Source organism: Martelella lutilitoris, assembly GCF_005924265.1.
Taxonomy (GTDB): Bacteria; Pseudomonadota; Alphaproteobacteria; order Rhizobiales; family Rhizobiaceae; genus Martelella; species Martelella lutilitoris.
In genome coordinates this window covers 71,880-88,132 of the sequence record NZ_VCLB01000010.1, presented here as the reverse complement: position 1 = coordinate 88,132, position 16,253 = coordinate 71,880, and the positions used below count along the sequence as shown (strand labels likewise).

The 16,253-nt window shown below is 63.6% G+C and carries 11 protein-coding genes and 1 tRNA gene; 7 read left to right on the top strand and 5 right to left on the bottom strand.

What is annotated here, in order from left to right; genetic code table 11:
- Positions 1-26 precede the first annotated feature (26 nt).
- A complete protein-coding gene (locus tag FF124_RS17820; RefSeq protein ID WP_138749831.1) occupies positions 27-485 on the bottom strand; it encodes a thermonuclease family protein in 459 nt (152 codons plus the stop codon).
- Between the two features lie 54 nt (positions 486-539).
- On the bottom strand, positions 540-737 hold the full coding sequence (locus FF124_RS17815; protein WP_246072537.1) for a DUF1674 domain-containing protein: 198 nt from the start codon (positions 735-737) through the stop codon (positions 540-542).
- A gap of 244 nt (positions 738-981) precedes the next feature.
- Between FF124_RS17815 and htpX the strand changes: the two genes are divergently transcribed.
- The 4 genes from htpX (at position 982) to purH (ending at position 6,920) form a co-directional block, all read left to right on the top strand.
- Complete coding sequence (htpX, locus tag FF124_RS17810) at positions 982-1,941, top strand: zinc metalloprotease HtpX (RefSeq protein WP_138749829.1); 960 nt, start codon at positions 982-984, stop codon at positions 1,939-1,941.
- A gap of 8 nt (positions 1,942-1,949) precedes the next feature.
- Entirely contained in the window at positions 1,950-3,314 is a 1,365-nt protein-coding gene (locus FF124_RS17805) for an RsmB/NOP family class I SAM-dependent RNA methyltransferase (protein ID WP_138749828.1), read from the top strand.
- A 266-nt stretch (positions 3,315-3,580) separates the two neighbouring features.
- Positions 3,581-5,173, top strand: coding sequence for a heparinase II/III family protein (locus FF124_RS17800; RefSeq protein WP_187326996.1), 1,593 nt, complete (start codon positions 3,581-3,583; stop codon positions 5,171-5,173).
- 130 nt (positions 5,174-5,303) lie between these two features.
- Entirely contained in the window at positions 5,304-6,920 is a 1,617-nt protein-coding gene (purH, locus tag FF124_RS17795) for a bifunctional phosphoribosylaminoimidazolecarboxamide formyltransferase/IMP cyclohydrolase (protein WP_138749826.1), read from the top strand.
- 127 nt (positions 6,921-7,047) lie between these two features.
- Here purH and FF124_RS17790 read toward each other — a convergent pair whose 3' ends face one another.
- Complete coding sequence (locus FF124_RS17790; RefSeq protein WP_138749966.1) at positions 7,048-8,370, bottom strand: MFS transporter; 1,323 nt, start codon at positions 8,368-8,370, stop codon at positions 7,048-7,050.
- Between the two features lie 143 nt (positions 8,371-8,513).
- Positions 8,514-13,301: an NAD-glutamate dehydrogenase gene (locus tag FF124_RS17785; protein WP_138749825.1), complete on the bottom strand. Its 4,788-nt coding sequence runs from the start codon at positions 13,299-13,301 to the stop codon at positions 8,514-8,516.
- 212 nt (positions 13,302-13,513) lie between these two features.
- Between FF124_RS17785 and pdxY the strand changes: the two genes are divergently transcribed.
- Together pdxY and FF124_RS17775 are read left to right on the top strand one after the other, a co-directional pair.
- The gene (pdxY, locus tag FF124_RS17780) at positions 13,514-14,389 is read left to right on the top strand and encodes a pyridoxal kinase (RefSeq protein ID WP_138749824.1); all 876 of its coding nucleotides are present in this window, start codon (positions 13,514-13,516) and stop codon (positions 14,387-14,389) included.
- Positions 14,390-14,426: 37 nt separating this feature from the next.
- A complete protein-coding gene (locus tag FF124_RS17775; RefSeq protein ID WP_138749823.1) occupies positions 14,427-15,065 on the top strand; it encodes a carbonic anhydrase in 639 nt (212 codons plus the stop codon).
- 120 nt (positions 15,066-15,185) lie between these two features.
- Here the strand turns inward: FF124_RS17775 and FF124_RS17770 are convergent, their stop codons facing one another.
- Positions 15,186-15,626 carry a metallopeptidase family protein gene (locus FF124_RS17770; RefSeq protein ID WP_138749822.1) on the bottom strand — a complete coding sequence of 147 codons (441 nt, stop codon included), beginning with the start codon at positions 15,624-15,626 and terminating at the stop codon, positions 15,186-15,188.
- A gap of 341 nt (positions 15,627-15,967) precedes the next feature.
- Between FF124_RS17770 and FF124_RS17765 the strand changes: the two genes are divergently transcribed.
- Positions 15,968-16,044 (top strand) — tRNA-Met (locus FF124_RS17765).
- Positions 16,045-16,253: the final 209 nt, after the last annotated feature.

Below are 16,253 nucleotides of genomic sequence, written 5' to 3'. Positions count from 1 at the left end.
AACCCGGTTTTACGACAGTATCGTCCTCAGGACGAGGGGCAGATGAAGTCCGGTTTGCGCCCGCCGTCATAGGAAACGGCAAAACCGCCTTCGAGAAGCAGGCTGGAAAGGTCGCGATCATCCGGCAGCGCCACATCGGCGACCACGCGACCGAAATACTTGTCGCCGGCGATCCGCCTGAGCTGGACGGTTTCGCCTGCACGAAGAAGCGAAATGACATAATCCTTGGCGATCGAGGCCGCCTGACGTTCCGCCTCGCAGGACGATCTGAGCTCCGGCGTGTCCACGCCGCGGATCCTCACCGAGGTTTCCACGATCTGCCCCGGCCAGGGTCGCGCCTCGACGACGATCGTGTCCCCGTCGATCACGCGCACGATCTCGGCGCGTACCGGACCGGCATAGATATCCTCTGCGCGGCCAGCGGCAGGCGCGATCAGGCAGGCGACAAGGACCGCCGTCAGGAGTGTGCGGACAGAATGATTCATAAAAAGGAATTTATTCCTCAAAACAGAGGATATCAATAGGAATTATCACCTATATCAGAAGTCGATCGCGCGACCCTTGATTTCCCAGTCGCCATAGCGGGCCGGGTCGAGCCCGCCGCGCCCGCCATGTTCCTTTGCCGGACGCGCTTCGGCGGCGGCCGCGCGGCGGCGCTCCTCCGCCTCGGCCAGCGCCCGCTTCGCCGCTTCCGGCAGGTTGGCGCGGCGCTCTTCCTCGGGATCGACCGCCGGCAACTCAGAACCCGCCGTGAGCGCCGCCAGTTCCGCCGCAGAGGGCGCTGCCTCGCTGCGGGTTTCTGCTTTGGCTTGCGTCTTGCCGGTCTCGTCGTCGTTCATGTCACATTCTTCCTGCCATGCCTGCAAACGGAAGCGGCGCAATATTGATATGCAATCAACCCCGCCCCATTTATTGTCCAGTCCTGCATATAAGCGGACTTTGCGGAAAGTTTAAGGTCCCTTCGCTCCCGGAGACAGAGAAATGAACCTCGTTCGCACTGCCATGCTGATTGCCTTCATGACGGCGCTGTTCATGGCGATCGGCTTCATGATCGGCGGCCGCGGCGGCATGATGATCGCCCTGATGATTGCTGCCGGCATGAATATGTTTTCCTACTGGAATTCAGACAAGATGGTGCTGCGCATGTATGGCGCGCGGGAAGTCGACGCTTCGACCGCGCCGGAATATTACAATCTCGTGCGCGAACTCTCTGAGCGCGCCGGCCTGCCCATGCCCAAGGTCTATCTCTACGACAATCCGCAGCCCAACGCCTTCGCCACAGGCCGCAACCCGCAAAACGCCGCCGTCGCCGCCTCGACCGGCATCCTCAAGATGCTCTCGCGCGAGGAACTGGCCGGCGTCATGGCCCATGAGCTCGCCCACGTGCAGCATCGCGACACGCTGACCATGACGATCACGGCGACGCTCGCCGGCGCAATCTCCATGCTCGGCAACTTCGCCTTCTTCTTCGGCGGTTCGCGCGACAACAACAACCCCTTCGGGTTCGTCGGCGTGCTGGTCGCCATGATCGTGGCCCCCCTGGCCGCGGCGCTGGTGCAGATGGCCGTCAGCCGCACGCGGGAATATTCCGCCGACAAGCGTGGCGGCGAGGTCTGCGGCAATCCGCTTTGGCTCGCCTCGGCGCTCAAGAAAATTGCCCACGGCAACGAGGTGATCCACAATGAACGGGCCGAGCGCAATCCGGCAACCGCGCATATGTTCATCATCAATCCGCTCTCGGGCCAGAACATGGACAATCTGTTCTCCACCCACCCGAACACGGAAAACCGCATCGCCGCGCTTCGCGAACAGGCCGCCCGCATGGGCCGGACCTCGACGGCAGCGCCCGAGCCTGCTAAGGCGACCCGCAGATCGCGCTCGGTGCCCGAAACCGGCCGCAACAATGGCGGCGAGCCGCCCCAAAAAGGTCCCTGGAATTGAATGATGACATGAAACGGGCGGGCCGGAACAAGGCCCGTCCGAAAGACGCCGCCTCCCCCGCGCCGGAAAAGAAGCCGGGCTACGCCCCGCGCGCGGCAGCCACGAAAATCCTCGCCGCCGTTGTCGACCGGAAGACGCCGCTGGACGGCATGCTCGACAATGAGCACGGCAACGGCGCCTATCGCAGCCTTTCTGCCGCCGATCAGTCGCTTTGCCGGGCGCTCGTGCTGACGTCGCTGCGCCACAAGCCGATGCTCGATGCCGCGATCACGCGACTTCTCGAGCGTCCGTTGCCATCCGGCGCCCGCGCGCTCGCCCATGTGCTGACGATCGCCGCGGCCCAGATCCTCTATCTCGACATTCCCGATCACTCCGCCGTCGATATCGCCGTCGAACAGGCCAATGCCGATCCGCGCAACAGGCGCTTCGCCGGCCTCGTCAACGCGGTTTTGAGACGGCTTTCGCGGCGCAAGGACAAGACGCTCGGCGAACTGGAAACCGTCTCGCCAATCCCCGACTGGTTCCGGGATCGACTGGTCGAAATCTATGGAGCGGAGAGAGCCTTCGCCATCGGTCGCGCGCAGCTTTCGCCGCCGAGCATCGACATCTCGGTTAAATCGGACCCGAAGGGCTGGGCCGAGAAGCTTGGCGGCACGGTGCTGTCAACCGGAACGATCCGCCTCGACAAGCCCTCCGGCGCGGTGACGGCGATGGATGGTTTCGATGACGGCGAATGGTGGGTGCAGGATGCCGCCGCCGCCATTCCGGCACGCCTCTTCGGCGATCTTTCGGGAAAGCGCGTGATCGACCTTTGCGCCGCGCCCGGTGGCAAGACGGCGCAACTCGTTTGCCAAGGCGCCGAGGTGACGGCACTGGAACGCTCGAAAAGCCGGCTGAAACGGCTCGAACAGAACCTAGCGCGGCTGAAGCTTTCAGCCGAGACCATCTGCGCCGACATGATGGAATTCGACCCCGAAAGCCTGTTCGACGCGGCCCTTCTCGATGCGCCCTGTTCTTCCACCGGCACGGTGCGGCGACACCCGGACGTCTTGTGGACCAAGGATTTCTCCGACATCGAGAAGCTGGCGGAAGTGCAGTATGCGATGCTGGAACGCGCCCTTGCCATGGTGCGCCCGGGCGGGCTCGTGATCTTTTCCAACTGCTCGCTCGACCCTCTGGAGGGCGAGGCGAATGTCGCCCGGCTGCTTGCCGAACGCCCATATGCGGCGCTGGCGGCGTTCACGCCAGAGGCTGTCCGTCCGCTTGCCCACCTCCTCGACGGCAAAGGCGCCATGCGCACCACGCCCGCCGACAGCCTTGACGGCGCCACCGGCCTTGACGGTTTCTACGCGGCGGCGATCAGGCGGCTCTGACACCTATTTCATGCCAAGTTCTTGAAATAGGCAGCGTAATCGTGCATTCCGGCTGTCAACAAAAACAATGTCTTCGCGCGTTAACAAAGCATTCAACCTATCCGGCTAGACCGGAAATTTGGCTGGAAATGCATCGACGCGTAACGAACAACAGGCAGGGTGCACCTTTGGGCCTTCCGGTTCCGGAAATCGGGCGTTTTGCGTCCCTATACTGTCGGGAAGCGTTTGTCCGCTCCTCTCGTCTGGTGCGCTCGGCGACGCCGCCATTGCCGGGCTTCCTGTCCGGCCGCCGCGCTTCGAGGCTTCTCGTCGCCCCCACCGATCTCAGGATCGCCGACCCGCTTGAAGGCGAAGACCTGCTGGCGGGCCGTTTCGCGCTCGCCGGCGCGGTGCTCGAGACCAACGGTCGTCCGCCCTTTTCCTTCGAAATGCCAAGCCTCGCCTTCGAGCGGGAGCTGGCCGGCTTTTCATGGCTCCGCCACCTGCGTACGCGGCGCGGCGAGGAGGCCAATATCTTCGCGCGCGCTGCCGTGTTGAGTTTCATGCGCCGCCACCGCTCTGCAAAAGGCACAAGCTGGGAGACCGAGATCGCGGTGCGGCGGCTTAACGCCTGGCTTTGCCACTCGACCGTGATCCTCAAGGGGGCTGACACCGGCTTCTATCGCCGCTTCGTCGACCAGATCGCCCGGCACGAGCGCATTCTCAGGCGCCGTTACGCGACGCTTCCGCGCGACGCGGTGCGCCTGCAGACCGCGACCGCCCTTGCCATGGCGGCCATCAGCCTCGACATGTCCGACCATCGCAAGCGTGAGGCCGCGCGCCGGCTCGATGACGAGCTGGAAAAGCAGATCCTTCCCGATGGCGGTCATATCTCCCGCAGTCCGGACGCGCTGGTGAGCCTGCTGCTCCGCCTTCTGCCGCTGCGCCAGACCTATATCAACCTCGACCAGACCCTGCCGAAGCGGCTCGTCGCCAGCATTGACCGCGCCTATGCCGCAGTCAATTTCTTCCGCCACCGCGACGGCGACCTTGCCCTGTTCAACGGCACCGGCCTGGTGCCGGGCACGGCGCTTTCCGCGCTGCTGCGCTATGACGAGACCGGCGGATCCGTGTTCAGGGCCCTGCCGCATTCGGGCTTCGACCGGTTGCAAGCGGGCCGGACGACGCTGATCGCCGATACCGGCAGGCCGCTTTCCGTCCATCTGTCGAAGACCGCCCATGCCGGCGCTCTTTCGTTCGAGATGTCGGCCGGGCAGAACCGGTTCATCGTCAATACCGGCGTGCCGCTCGCGGCCGATGAGGCGACGATCCGCTTGGCGCGGACAACCGCCGCCCATTCCGCCGTTTCCATTGACGACAGCTCGGCCATGCGCTTTTCCCGCTCGGCCTTCCTCGGTCCGGTCGCCGCCGGCGGCATCCGACAGGTGACCCATGAGCGCGATATGGACGAGAACGGCCATGATCGCCTGATCATGCGCCATGACGGCTATCTTGCGCGATACGGCCTCATGCTGGAGCGCACGCTCACGCTTTCGCCGGACGGAACCGAGATTACCGGGAGCGACGGCTTTCGCGGCAAGAACGGCGCCCTGCCGGCGGAGGGCGACGAGACCGTCGCCATCGCCCGGTTCCATCTTCACCCTGCTATCTGGACGATGCAGGAGGACGACGACACCATCTTCATGACCGCGCACGACAATGAAAGCTGGCTGTTTTCAGCACCCGGTTGCGCGCCGGTGCTGGAGGACGGCGTGTTCTTCGCGGCAAGCGCGGGAAAGACCGCGTCCCGCCAGATCGTGATTGCCTGGACCATCGGCGATCGGCCCGATATCCGCTGGCGGCTCAACCGGCTCAGCTGACGGTTTCACATTTACCGAAGGCGTGCTAGAGCGGGCCATCCGCAACCAACCTTGCAGATGAGTTGTTGCCTTGCGCTTGCAGCCGCGGCTTCTTGCCGGCTGAAAACGCGTTTGCCTGAAGGACCTTGCCATGGCCGTCGCCTCGAAGAAAATTCCCGCTCCCGATCTCGTCGAAATCAGAACCGCGCTCCTTTCCGTCTCCGACAAGAGCGGCATCGTCGAATTCGCCAGCGCCCTTGCCGCGCGTGGCGTGCGCCTGCTTTCCACCGGCGGCACCCACAAGGCGCTGACTGAAGCCGGACTTCAGGTCACCGACGTCTCGGCGGTGACCGGCTTTCCGGAAATCATGGATGGGCGGGTGAAGACGCTGCACCCCAAGGTTCACGGCGGGCTTCTCGCCATCCGCGACGACGAGGAACATCAGGCGGCCATGCGCGAGCACGGCATTGACAGCATCGATCTCGCCGTCATCAACCTTTACCCCTTCGAGGACGTCCGCGCGGCCGGCGGCGACTATCCGACCACGGTCGAGAACATCGATATCGGCGGCCCGGCGATGATCCGCGCAGCGGCCAAGAACCATGCCTATGTCGCCGTCGCCACCGATCCGGAAGATTATGGCGCGATCACCGAGGCGCTCGAGGCCGGCAACGGCACCCTGCCCTATGCGCTGCGCCAGCAGCTGGCAGCGCGCGCCTACGCCCGCACGGCCGCCTATGATGCGGCGATCTCCGGCTGGTTTGCCGAGGCGCTTGCCATCGAAAACCCGCGCCACCTGACGCTCGGCGGCACGCTGCGCCAGGAGATGCGCTACGGCGAAAACCCGCATCAGTCCGCCGCCTTCTATGTGACCGGCGACAAGCGGCCGGGCGTTGCCAATGCGGTCCAGCACCAGGGCAAGCAGCTTTCCTACAACAATATCAACGATACGGACGCCGCCTTCGAGCTGGTCGCGGAATTCTCGCCGGACATTTCTCCGGCCTGCGCCATCATCAAGCATGCCAATCCCTGCGGCGTCGCCCGCGCGGAAACGCTGCTGGAAGCCTATCGCCGCGCGCTTTCCTGCGATAACCAGTCGGCCTTCGGCGGCATCGTCGCGCTGAACCAGACGCTGGACAGCCAGACGGCGAGCGAAATCGTCAAGCTCTTCACCGAAGTCATCATCGCGCCCGATGCCGATGAGGAGGCGAAGGCGATCATCGCCGCCAAGAAGAACCTGCGTTTGCTCACCACCGGCGGACTGCCCGATCCGCGCGCCAAGGGTCTGAACTTCAAGACCGTCGCCGGCGGCTTCCTGGTGCAGGGCCGCGACACCGCGATGATCGACGAGATCGAACTCAAGGTCGTCACCGAGCGCGCGCCGAGCGAGCGTGAGCTGGAAGACCTGAAGATGGCCTTCGCCATTGCCAAGCATGTGAAGTCGAACGCGATCGTCTACGTCAAGGACGGCCAGACGGCCGGCATCGGCGCCGGTCAGATGAGCCGCATCGACAGTGCCCGCATCGCCGCACTGAAGGCCGAGGACGCGGCACAGGCTGCCGGCTGGCCGGAGCCGATGACGCGCGGTTCGGCGGTTGCCTCGGAAGCCTTCTTCCCCTTTGCCGACGGCCTTCTGTCCGCCGTTGCCGCAGGGGCCACCGCCGTGATCCAGCCCGGCGGCTCGATCCGCGACCAGGAAGTGATCGACGCGGCCAATGCGAACGGCGTGGCCATGGTGTTCACCGGCACCCGCACCTTCCGCCACTAGAGCGCCGTGCGTCCATTCGGACGCACAAAGGACGCTCTAACTTATTGAATCCGCGCATCGTGCTCTCCGAAAATCGATTCCGGTTTTCGGGCCGATGCGCTAGAAACGCGTGATTATGCGGCGGCGATTATTGCCGCCGCTCGGCGCTTCCCATCGCCGGCACGAACAAAACGAGGCCGGCGACAAGAAAAACGAGCAGGCTCGCCATGCCGAGATTGGGCGAGCCGGTCCAGCCGGTCAGGATCGCAAATGCGCCGGTTGCCATGAAACTCGTCATCCGTCCGGTGAGCGAGAACAGGCCAAAGAAGCGACCCGCTTCTTCCGGAGAAACACGCGTTGCCAGAAAGGCCCGCGAGCCCGCCTGCACCGGCCCGAAGGCAAGCCCGATCACCAGGCCGTAGGCGAGAAACGCCTTTTCCGCGCCGGCAGCGAAAAGTCCGCTCTCTGTCGCCGACCCGAAATGCAACATTCCGAAAAGCGTCGCGTCTTTCGTGGTCGAGACGATGCCGAGCGTCGCCGCAACCAGCATCACCAGCGCCACGAGCACCACGCTGCCCGCGGAGGCGCCGCGTCCCAGACGCGGGGCCAGAAAACAGCCGAAGATCGCCGCGACATTGAGGATGATGCCGAAAATGCCGATCTCCATGGTCTTCCACCCGAACATGCCCGCCGCAAACGCGCCGCCGAGGATGAGAATGCCGTTGACGCCGTCCATGTAGAGCATGCGGGCAATGAGAAAGCGGATCAGCACCGGTCGGCCCTTCAACGCCACAAGCGATGCGTTGAGGTCCTTCACCCCGTCGACAACGGCACGTCCGGCAGACTTCAGCGGCGGTCGATCGGGCGTGAAGATGAAGAACGGCACGAGGAAAAGGAAATACCAGCCGGCTGCGAGCGGACCTGTCAGCCTTGCCGCAGAACCGGTCTCTGGATCAAGCCCGAAGAGCGGCGGCAGGCCGAGCATGGTCAGCCCGCTTTCGGGATCGGCGGAAAGAAACAGCACCACGGCAATCAGGAAGATCATGCCGCCGAGATAGCCAAGCCCCCAGGCCTCGTTGGAAACCCGGTTCATCCGCGCGGGCCGGACCAGATGCGGCAGCATGGCATCGTTGAAGACCACCGAGAGCTCGGCCATCACTGTTGCCGCGATGATCAGAACCGCCGGCCAGAAATAGCCGGTTCCGGGCGCGGCAAACCACAAGAGGGCAAGGCTTGCCGCCTGGACGACGGCCATCGCCCCGATGAACCGCTTGTTGCGCCCTGCCGAGTCCGAAAGCGCCCCGGCAAAGGGCGCGCCAATGGCGACCAGAATGCCGGCGATCGTGGCCGCGTGGGCCCAGGCCGTCTGCCCGGCAACGGGATCGCTCCCGAGTTCGGAGACGAAATAGGGGCCGAAAATGAAGGTGATGATCACCGTGAAGAAGGGCTGCGCCGCCCAGTCGAACAACATCCAGCCAAAGACGCCGGAACGCGGTGCCTTCGCGCCGCCGGCGGAAGCAGAGACATTTTTCTCAAGAAGCGACAATCTTATCCATCCCCTTCGAACGGATTGAGATTGCCGCTTCCCGGCGCTTTGTCAAACCCCGGCGGGCATCAATTCAGGTCGCGGGCCAAATCGTTGAGAAGCCCCGCGGCCACCGTGGTCTTGGCAATCGACGGATCGCCCGAGCGGGCAAGACGTTCCAGTTGCTCGGCGACCTGCTGAACCCGCGCGGCATGCGCCTCACGCCAAGCGACGACGGCATTTTCGGTGTCTCCATGGCCAAGAAGCGCGTTGGCGGCGAGATCACGCCGACTTGCCGAAATCTGGTCCATGGAACGGGCAAGCGCGAGCGAATCGTAGAAATCGCTCGGCTTCATCCGCGCCGCGACGCTCAAGAGCGGCGAAACATGGAAGAGCTTGGTGACGCTGAAATAGGCATCCGCCGCCCGTTCCAGGCTGCGTCCGCTGCGGCTGGCGATCTGCAAGGCCTCCGGCACGAACATCATGGCGAGGTGACGGGCGAGACTTGCGGCAAGCGCGTCCGGCACGCCGGCCTTGCGCCATCCCTCTTCCTGTTCGGTGAGCCATTCCGCCCGTGCATCCGGCAGAAGGTCGGCAATCCCGGCCTCGAACGCGTCGAAGCCGTCCTTGAGCCGTCCGACCGCCTCGGCGATATCACCTTCGGCGAGCCCGTTGCGGATCAGAAGATGGGTCAGGATGCCGAAGAGATACCGCAGTTGCGCGTAGATCGCATTCTGCGTTTTCCCATCGATGGTTCCGTCAAGCGCGTGGACGGACTGCCACAGGCTCTCCATGCCGAAACCGTCGCGAGCGATGATCGCGGCTTTCACCACCTCGGCAGGGGTTGCCGCCGTCATGTCGCAGGCATTGATGACGAATTCCGGACCGCCGCGATTGATCACGTCATTGGCAAGCCGGGTCGCGATGATCTCCCGCCTGAGGCGATGCCCGCCGATATCCTCTGCAAAGGCCTCGCGCATGCGCTCGGGAAAATAGCCGTATAGCAATGGCTCCATATAGGGATCGTCCGGCAGGCCGCTTTCCAGCAACTGGTCGAACAGCACGATCTTGCCATAGGAAAGCAGCACGCCGGTTTCCGCACGGGTAAGACCCTTTTCGGACTGGCGGCGCGAACGCAGCGCCTCATCATCCGGCAATGTCTCGACCGTACGGTCGAGATGACCGTCCTTTTCCAGAACCTCCATCATCCGCGACAGGGACAGCATGCTGGCAAGGCCCGCCTCGTTGGAGAGCGAGATCGAAAGCGTCTGCAGGTAGTTGTTCTCCAGGACGATGTCGGCGACCGCCTCGGTCATCTCGGCGAGCAGGACATCGCGATCGGCGCGCGAAAGCCGGCCGGAACGCATGGCGGAGGCCAGGGCGATCTTGATATTGACCTCGACGTCGGAGCAGTTGACGCCGGCGGAATTGTCGATCGCATCGGAATTGCAGCGACCGCCTTTCAGCCCGAAGGCAATGCGCCCCTTCTGGGTGACGCCGAGATTGGCGCCCTCGCCGATTACCTGCACGCGCAGATCCTCTGCATTGATGCGGATCGGATCATTGGCGCGGTCGCCGACCTCGGCATTGGTCTCGCTGCGCGCCTTGATATAGGTGCCGATGCCACCGAACCAGAGCAGGTCGGCCTTGGCCTTCAGGATCGCGGAAATGATGTCGAAGGGCGTGTACTCGCCTTCTGCAAGGCCGATCGCCGCTGCGGCCTGCGGCGTCAGCTTCACAGCTTTCTCGCGCCGCGAGATGATCATACCACCTTCGGACATGAGGCTACGATCGTAATCCTGCCAGCTCGAGCGCGGCAGGTCGAAGAGCCGCTTGCGTTCGGCAAAGCTTCCGGCCGTATCGGGCTCGGGATCGATGAAGATGTCGCGGTGGTCGAAGGCGGCCACCAGCCGGATCTTCTCGGAAAGCAGCATGCCGTTGCCGAAGACGTCGCCCGACATGTCGCCAACGCCGACGACGGTAAACGGCGTCGTCTGGATATCGACATTCATCTCGCGGAAGTGACGCTTCACAGCCTCCCACGCGCCGCGCGCGGTGATGCCCATCTTCTTGTGGTCGTAACCTGCCGAGCCGCCCGAGGCGAAGGCATCATCCAGCCAGAAATCGGCCTCCTGCGCGAGTGCGTTGGCGGTGTCGGAGAAAGTCGCCGTACCCTTGTCGGCGGCGACGACGAAATAGGGATCGTCATCATCGCAGCGCACCGTATCGGACGGCGGAACGACCTTTCCGTCCTCGATATTGTCGGTGATCGACAGCAGCGTGCGGATGTAGCTCTTGTAGGCCTCGCGCCCGGCGGTGAACACCTCCTCGCGGCTGCCGCCGGGAGGCAGTTTCTTGGGGTAGAAGCCGCCCTTCGCGCCGACGGGCACAATGACCGCGTTCTTGACCTGCTGGGCCTTGACGAGACCAAGCACCTCCGTGCGGTAGTCCTGACCGCGATCCGACCAGCGCAAGCCCCCGCGCGCGACCTTGCCGAAGCGCAAATGCACGCCTTCCACCTCGGGGCCGTAAAGGAAAATCTCGCGGAAGGGCCGCGGCTCGGGCAGGATGGCGAGCGAACGCGAGGCAAACTTGAAGGCGAGGTTCGGCCGCGGCGCGCCGTTTTCGTCTGTCTGGAAGTAATTGGTGCGCAGCGTCGCGTCGACGAGCTTGACAAACAGCCGGAGGATCCTGTCGTCGTCGAGGTTCGGCACGCCCTCCAGCCCTTCGGTGATGGTGCCGCGCGCGCTCTTCAGCCCCTCGGCCCGTTCCTCGTCTGACAATGCCGGATCGAAAGCGGTGCGGAACATCAGGAACAGCGCGCGCGCGATTACCGGATAGAGGCAGAGCGACTGGGCGATATAGTCGGCCGTGAAATTGACGCCGGCCTGTCGCAGATAGTGGGCATAGGCGCGCAACACATTGACCTGGCGAACGTCGAGGCCTGCCAGCAGAACAAGCCGGTTGAAGCTGTCATTGTCGACGCTGCCGGAAAAGGCGGCGGCAAAGGCTTCCTCAAGACGGGCGCCGTCAGCCTCCAGGTCGAAGTCCACGGAGCCGTCAACCAGAAGCTCCATGTCATGGAGGATGACCTCGACGGGCTCGGCATCGTTGTCTTCAAGCGCAAGGTCGAAGGTGCGCTCGGAGATCACGGTGAAGCCGAGATTTTCCAGAAGCGGCACGCGCCGCGACAGGGCGAGATGACCGCCGGCGTGGAAGATCTTCAGCCGCAGCTCCTCCTCGCCGTCATCATTGACGGGTCGATAGAAGGCAATGCGAATGCCGCTTTCGGCTGCCGATGAAATCAGCGGCAGGTCGGCAACGGCGTCCTCCGGAGAGAAGGCCTCGTGATAGGCTTCGTTGGCGTCAAACGCAGGGGCGCCGGGGCCGGCGAGCGAGCGGAAATGCTCCGACCAGTCGGCGGCCAGCTTGCGCACGGCGGCTTCCAGGTCGGCCTGCGGCACCTCGGGCGTCTTCTCCTCGCTGTGGCGGCCGATGATGAACTGGACGCGGGCCGAGCGACCTTCCGGAAACGAGGGGTAATAGGCCGAGACATGGCCCTGATAGACCTCGGCGAGATATTCGCCGACCTTCTCACGCAGGCGCGCATCGTAGAGATTGCGCGGAATATAGACGAGGACCGAGACGAAGCGGTCGAAACCGTCGATCCGGCTCAGCACGCGGATGCGCGGCCGTTCGGCCACATCCATGATCTGCTCGGCAAATTCTGTCAGCTGGGGGACCGGCACCTGGAACAGTTCGTCGCGCGGATAGGATTCAAGAATGTTCTGCAGCATACGCCCGGCATGGCTCTTCGGCTCGAAGCCGAAATGGCGCGAGACCTCGGAAAGCTTTGCCCTCAAAAGCGGAATGCGCGCCGCCGACTGGGTATAGGCAGTGAAGGTGAAGAGGCCGACAATGCGCAATTCGCCCACAACCCGGCCATCCTCGCCGAAGCGCTTGACGCCGATATAATCCATATAGGTGCGGCGGTGGACGATCGATGTGGTATTGGCCTTGGTGACCAGAAGCAGCTCCGGGCCTTCGAGGAAGGCGAGGATTTCCGGCGTGGAGACAACCGGGTTCGCGCCGCGCCGAAGGACCCGCATTTTGGGATCGGAGAGAATGCCGATGCTGGAACCCGACACATGCTCCACCCGACCTGCGCCGTCTTCATTCGTATAGACCAGTTCGCGCATGCCGAGAAAGGTGAAGTTGCCGTCGCGCAGCCACTCCAGGAAGTGCCGGGTTTCTTCGCCGGACGCCTTCATGCCCTGGGGCGCGCGCGTCTCGATCTCTTTCATCGCCGTTTCGAGCTTGTCGAGCATGGCCGGCCAGTCGTTGACGGCAAGCCGCACATGGGCCATGACATAATCGAGGCGCTCCTTCAGCGCCGCGCGCTTTTCAGGCGAAAGCGCTGCGACATGCACCTGCACATGGCTGATGCGGTCCTCGGGCGTATGCGCGATCTCGGGCGAGAAGGCCGTGACGGTGCTGCCGGGGGATGCGATCAGGATCGGGTGCACGGCGAGCAGGATATCGCTGGTGAATTCGCCGATCTCGGCGATCACGGAATCGTAGATGAACGGCATGTTCCGGTCTGTCACCGCAATCACGTCGGTCGCAATGCCCGACGGAGCTATGCCGGAGACCGGGCCGACGCTGACGCGGGCCCTGCCGCCATCGAACGCGCCTACCTCGCGCGCGGCGTGCACCGCCGCTTCGGCGAGCATGGCCGCGTCGTAGCGCGCCAGGTCCTCGGGACTGGCCCGTTCGAACATGGAAAAGGGGTTGATGAAAGGCTCGCCGGTCGCAAGCGCGGCCTTTTCTGCCGCGGCCATCACGCCCTTGCGCATCTGATCGGCTTTGTTTTCCATGTTTCCTCCAGCGTGTTCTTGTTTGTCAGGTGCCAGGGGCGGCATTTGCAGATGCCTTCTTGTCCCGGATCACTTCGACCTTTAACGTCGCCGTCATGACACTGGCTTGACAGCGCCCTCCAATAGGCGATTTAGAGCGTAAATGAGGCAAATGGCAAAACATTTCCGCTTTTCTGATCGCATTGGTTGCACATCCCGACCGAGGACCTGAAATGACAGCACAAACCGGCGCGGTCATCGCCATCTCCAGCCACGTCATGCGCGGCGCCGTCGGCAACCGCGCAATCGTCTTCGCTCTTGAAACGCTTGGGCTTGCGACTTGGTCCATTCCCACCATCGTCCTGCCCTATCATCCGGGCCATGGACCGTCCACCCGGCTGACCTTTGATGGGGACGGCTTTTCCCGGGCGATCGGGGAGCTTGGCGCAAGCCGCTGGCGAAGCGAGGTGTCCGCTGTCATCAGCGGCTATATCGCCGGCCCGCGACAGGCAGAGACCATCGCAACGCTGGTCAGGAACCTGAAGGCGGACAATCCCGAGATCAAATATCTCTGCGATCCGGTGAGCGGCGACGAGAACGGGCTCTACGTGCCGGAGGAGACCGCCGCCGCCATTCGCGACCACCTCCTGCCGCTCGCCGATATCGCCACGCCGAACCGGTTCGAACTCTCCTGGCTGACGGGACGCGCCATCCCTGACAACAGCGCGGCCGTGGATGCCGCCCTTGCGCTCGGCCCCGGCGAGGTGGTGGTCACCTCCGCGCATGCCTTTATCCGGGAAGGCGTGGCAGCGCTTTACGTGGATGAACGGCAGGCGGTGCTGGCCGAACACGGTCGCCTGGAAAACCCGCCCAACGGGCTGGGGGACTTGTTCTCCGCGCTCTATCTCGCAGCAAGGCTTGCCGCGGTTTCTCCTGCGCAAGCCTTGGAGAAATCCACGGCCACGGTCTACGAGGTTCTGGCGCGGGCCGTTCGCGAGGGCGCGGACGAACTGCAGCTCGAACGCAACGCGTCCAGTCTGGCAGCCCCTTTTGCAAAGGTTGGCATCCGTCAGTTGATGCACCCGGCCAGGCACCGTAGAAGAAAATGATGCGCGCCAATGCGCAACAGCATGAGGATCAAGACAGATGGATGCGTTTCCCAAATCCCTTCTCGACGGCTACAGGAGCTTCATGTCCGGGCGCTATGTCGAAGAGCGCGCGCGCTACAGGACACTGGCCGAGGAAGGACAGAAGCCGCAGACGCTGGTGATTGCCTGTTGCGATTCCCGCGCCGCGCCCGAAATGATCTTCAACGCCCGGCCCGGCGAACTCTTCGTGGTGCGCAACGTCGCCAACATGGTGCCGCCCTATGAGCCGGACGGCCAGTATCACGGCACATCGGCGGCGCTTGAATTCGCGGTCGAGGGGCTGAAGGTGAAGAATATCGTCGTGCTCGGCCACGGGCGTTGCGGCGGCATTCATGCCGCTCTTGCGCCGGATGCCGAGCCGCTGACGCCGGGCGACTTCATCGGCAAGTGGACGACGCTCCTGAAGCCGGCCGCCGAGCAGATCAATGCCAACTCGGCCATGACCGCCGGCGAGCGGCAGACGGCGCTGGAGCGCATCTCGATCCGCAACTCGCTTGCCAACCTGCGCTCCTTCCCCAATGTCGCGACGGCCGAAAAACAGGGCAAGTTGAAGCTCTGCGGCGCGTGGTTCGACATTTCCTCCGGCGAATTGTGGGTGATGGACAACAAATCCGGCGACTTCATACGGCCTGAGTGAGCGCCAAGCGATCCGCCCGGCGTCAAGCCGCTTTGCCTGCAAGTGCCTTCACGGGTGGACCAGGGCGCTCGCCAGCAGGCCGGGGATGAGAGCATCGTCAGAACATGGCGACGGAGCCGCTCAGCGCCGAACGTCGTCCTCTTCGGCGCTTTCCTCGATCCGCTCCATGTCGTCGTCCGAAAGACCGAAGTGATGGCCGATCTCGTGGATCAGGACATGGGTGACGATGTCGCCCAGCGTTTCCTCGTTCTCCGCCCAGTAATCGAGGATCGGGCGGCGATAGAGCGTGATGCGGTTGACCATTTCGCCGGTTTCCATGGTGAAGCGTTCGGAAATGCCGCGCCCCTCGAACAGGCCGAGCAGGTCGAAGGGCGTTTCCAGCGCCATGTCCTCGAACACGTCGTCGCTCGGAAAATCCGAAATCTCGACAACGAGATCGCCGGTCAGCGCGCGAAAAGGCTCGGGCAACTTGGCATAGGCCTCGATTGCCAGGGATTCGATTGCCTCAAGGCTCGGAGCGTGACGCCCCTGCCAGTCTTCGCTTTTGTTCATACGCGCCATTTCAGCTCCTTCGTCCGGCCCATATAGGCCTTTTTGACGCGTATTTCGAGAAAAGAATGCGAGGCCCTGACGCCGGCCTCTCACGAGCGCAAGCCCCGGGCCCTGAGGGCGTCGCAGGGCAACGGGAGCCCCGTTGCCGGTTCGGGTGATCCTGCCGCCGGCGCGCCCTGATTTGCAGGCTTTCATCGCCCCCTTCGCCGCACCTTGAAAATTGCGCCGAACCTGCTTGACACTCATTGGCGAAGGCCCTAAGAACGCCCCGTCCCGCGCGGTCAACACCGCCCGGGCACAGCGTCCTTCACACTGTCGCAAGCGGCAGGCTTTAGATGAAGGCCCGGGTTGGCGGGGTAGCTCAGGTGGTTAGAGCAGCGGAATCATAATCCGCGTGTCGGGGGTTCAAGTCCCTCTCCCGCTACCAAAATTCTGGGATTATTGTTGTAGAGCGTCATTGCTCTTTCCATGGACATTGGTGGTTTGAAGACGGCGTTCATGCAGCGTGCAATATCGGATGGCGCGGCGTGCAACATCGAGTGGCAGCAATTCCGCATCTTTTTTGGCAGGCTTTCCCGCAAGTTTATCTTCCGGTCGCCGCTATTCCCGAACTCCCGCGCGCAATATCAATGAGCT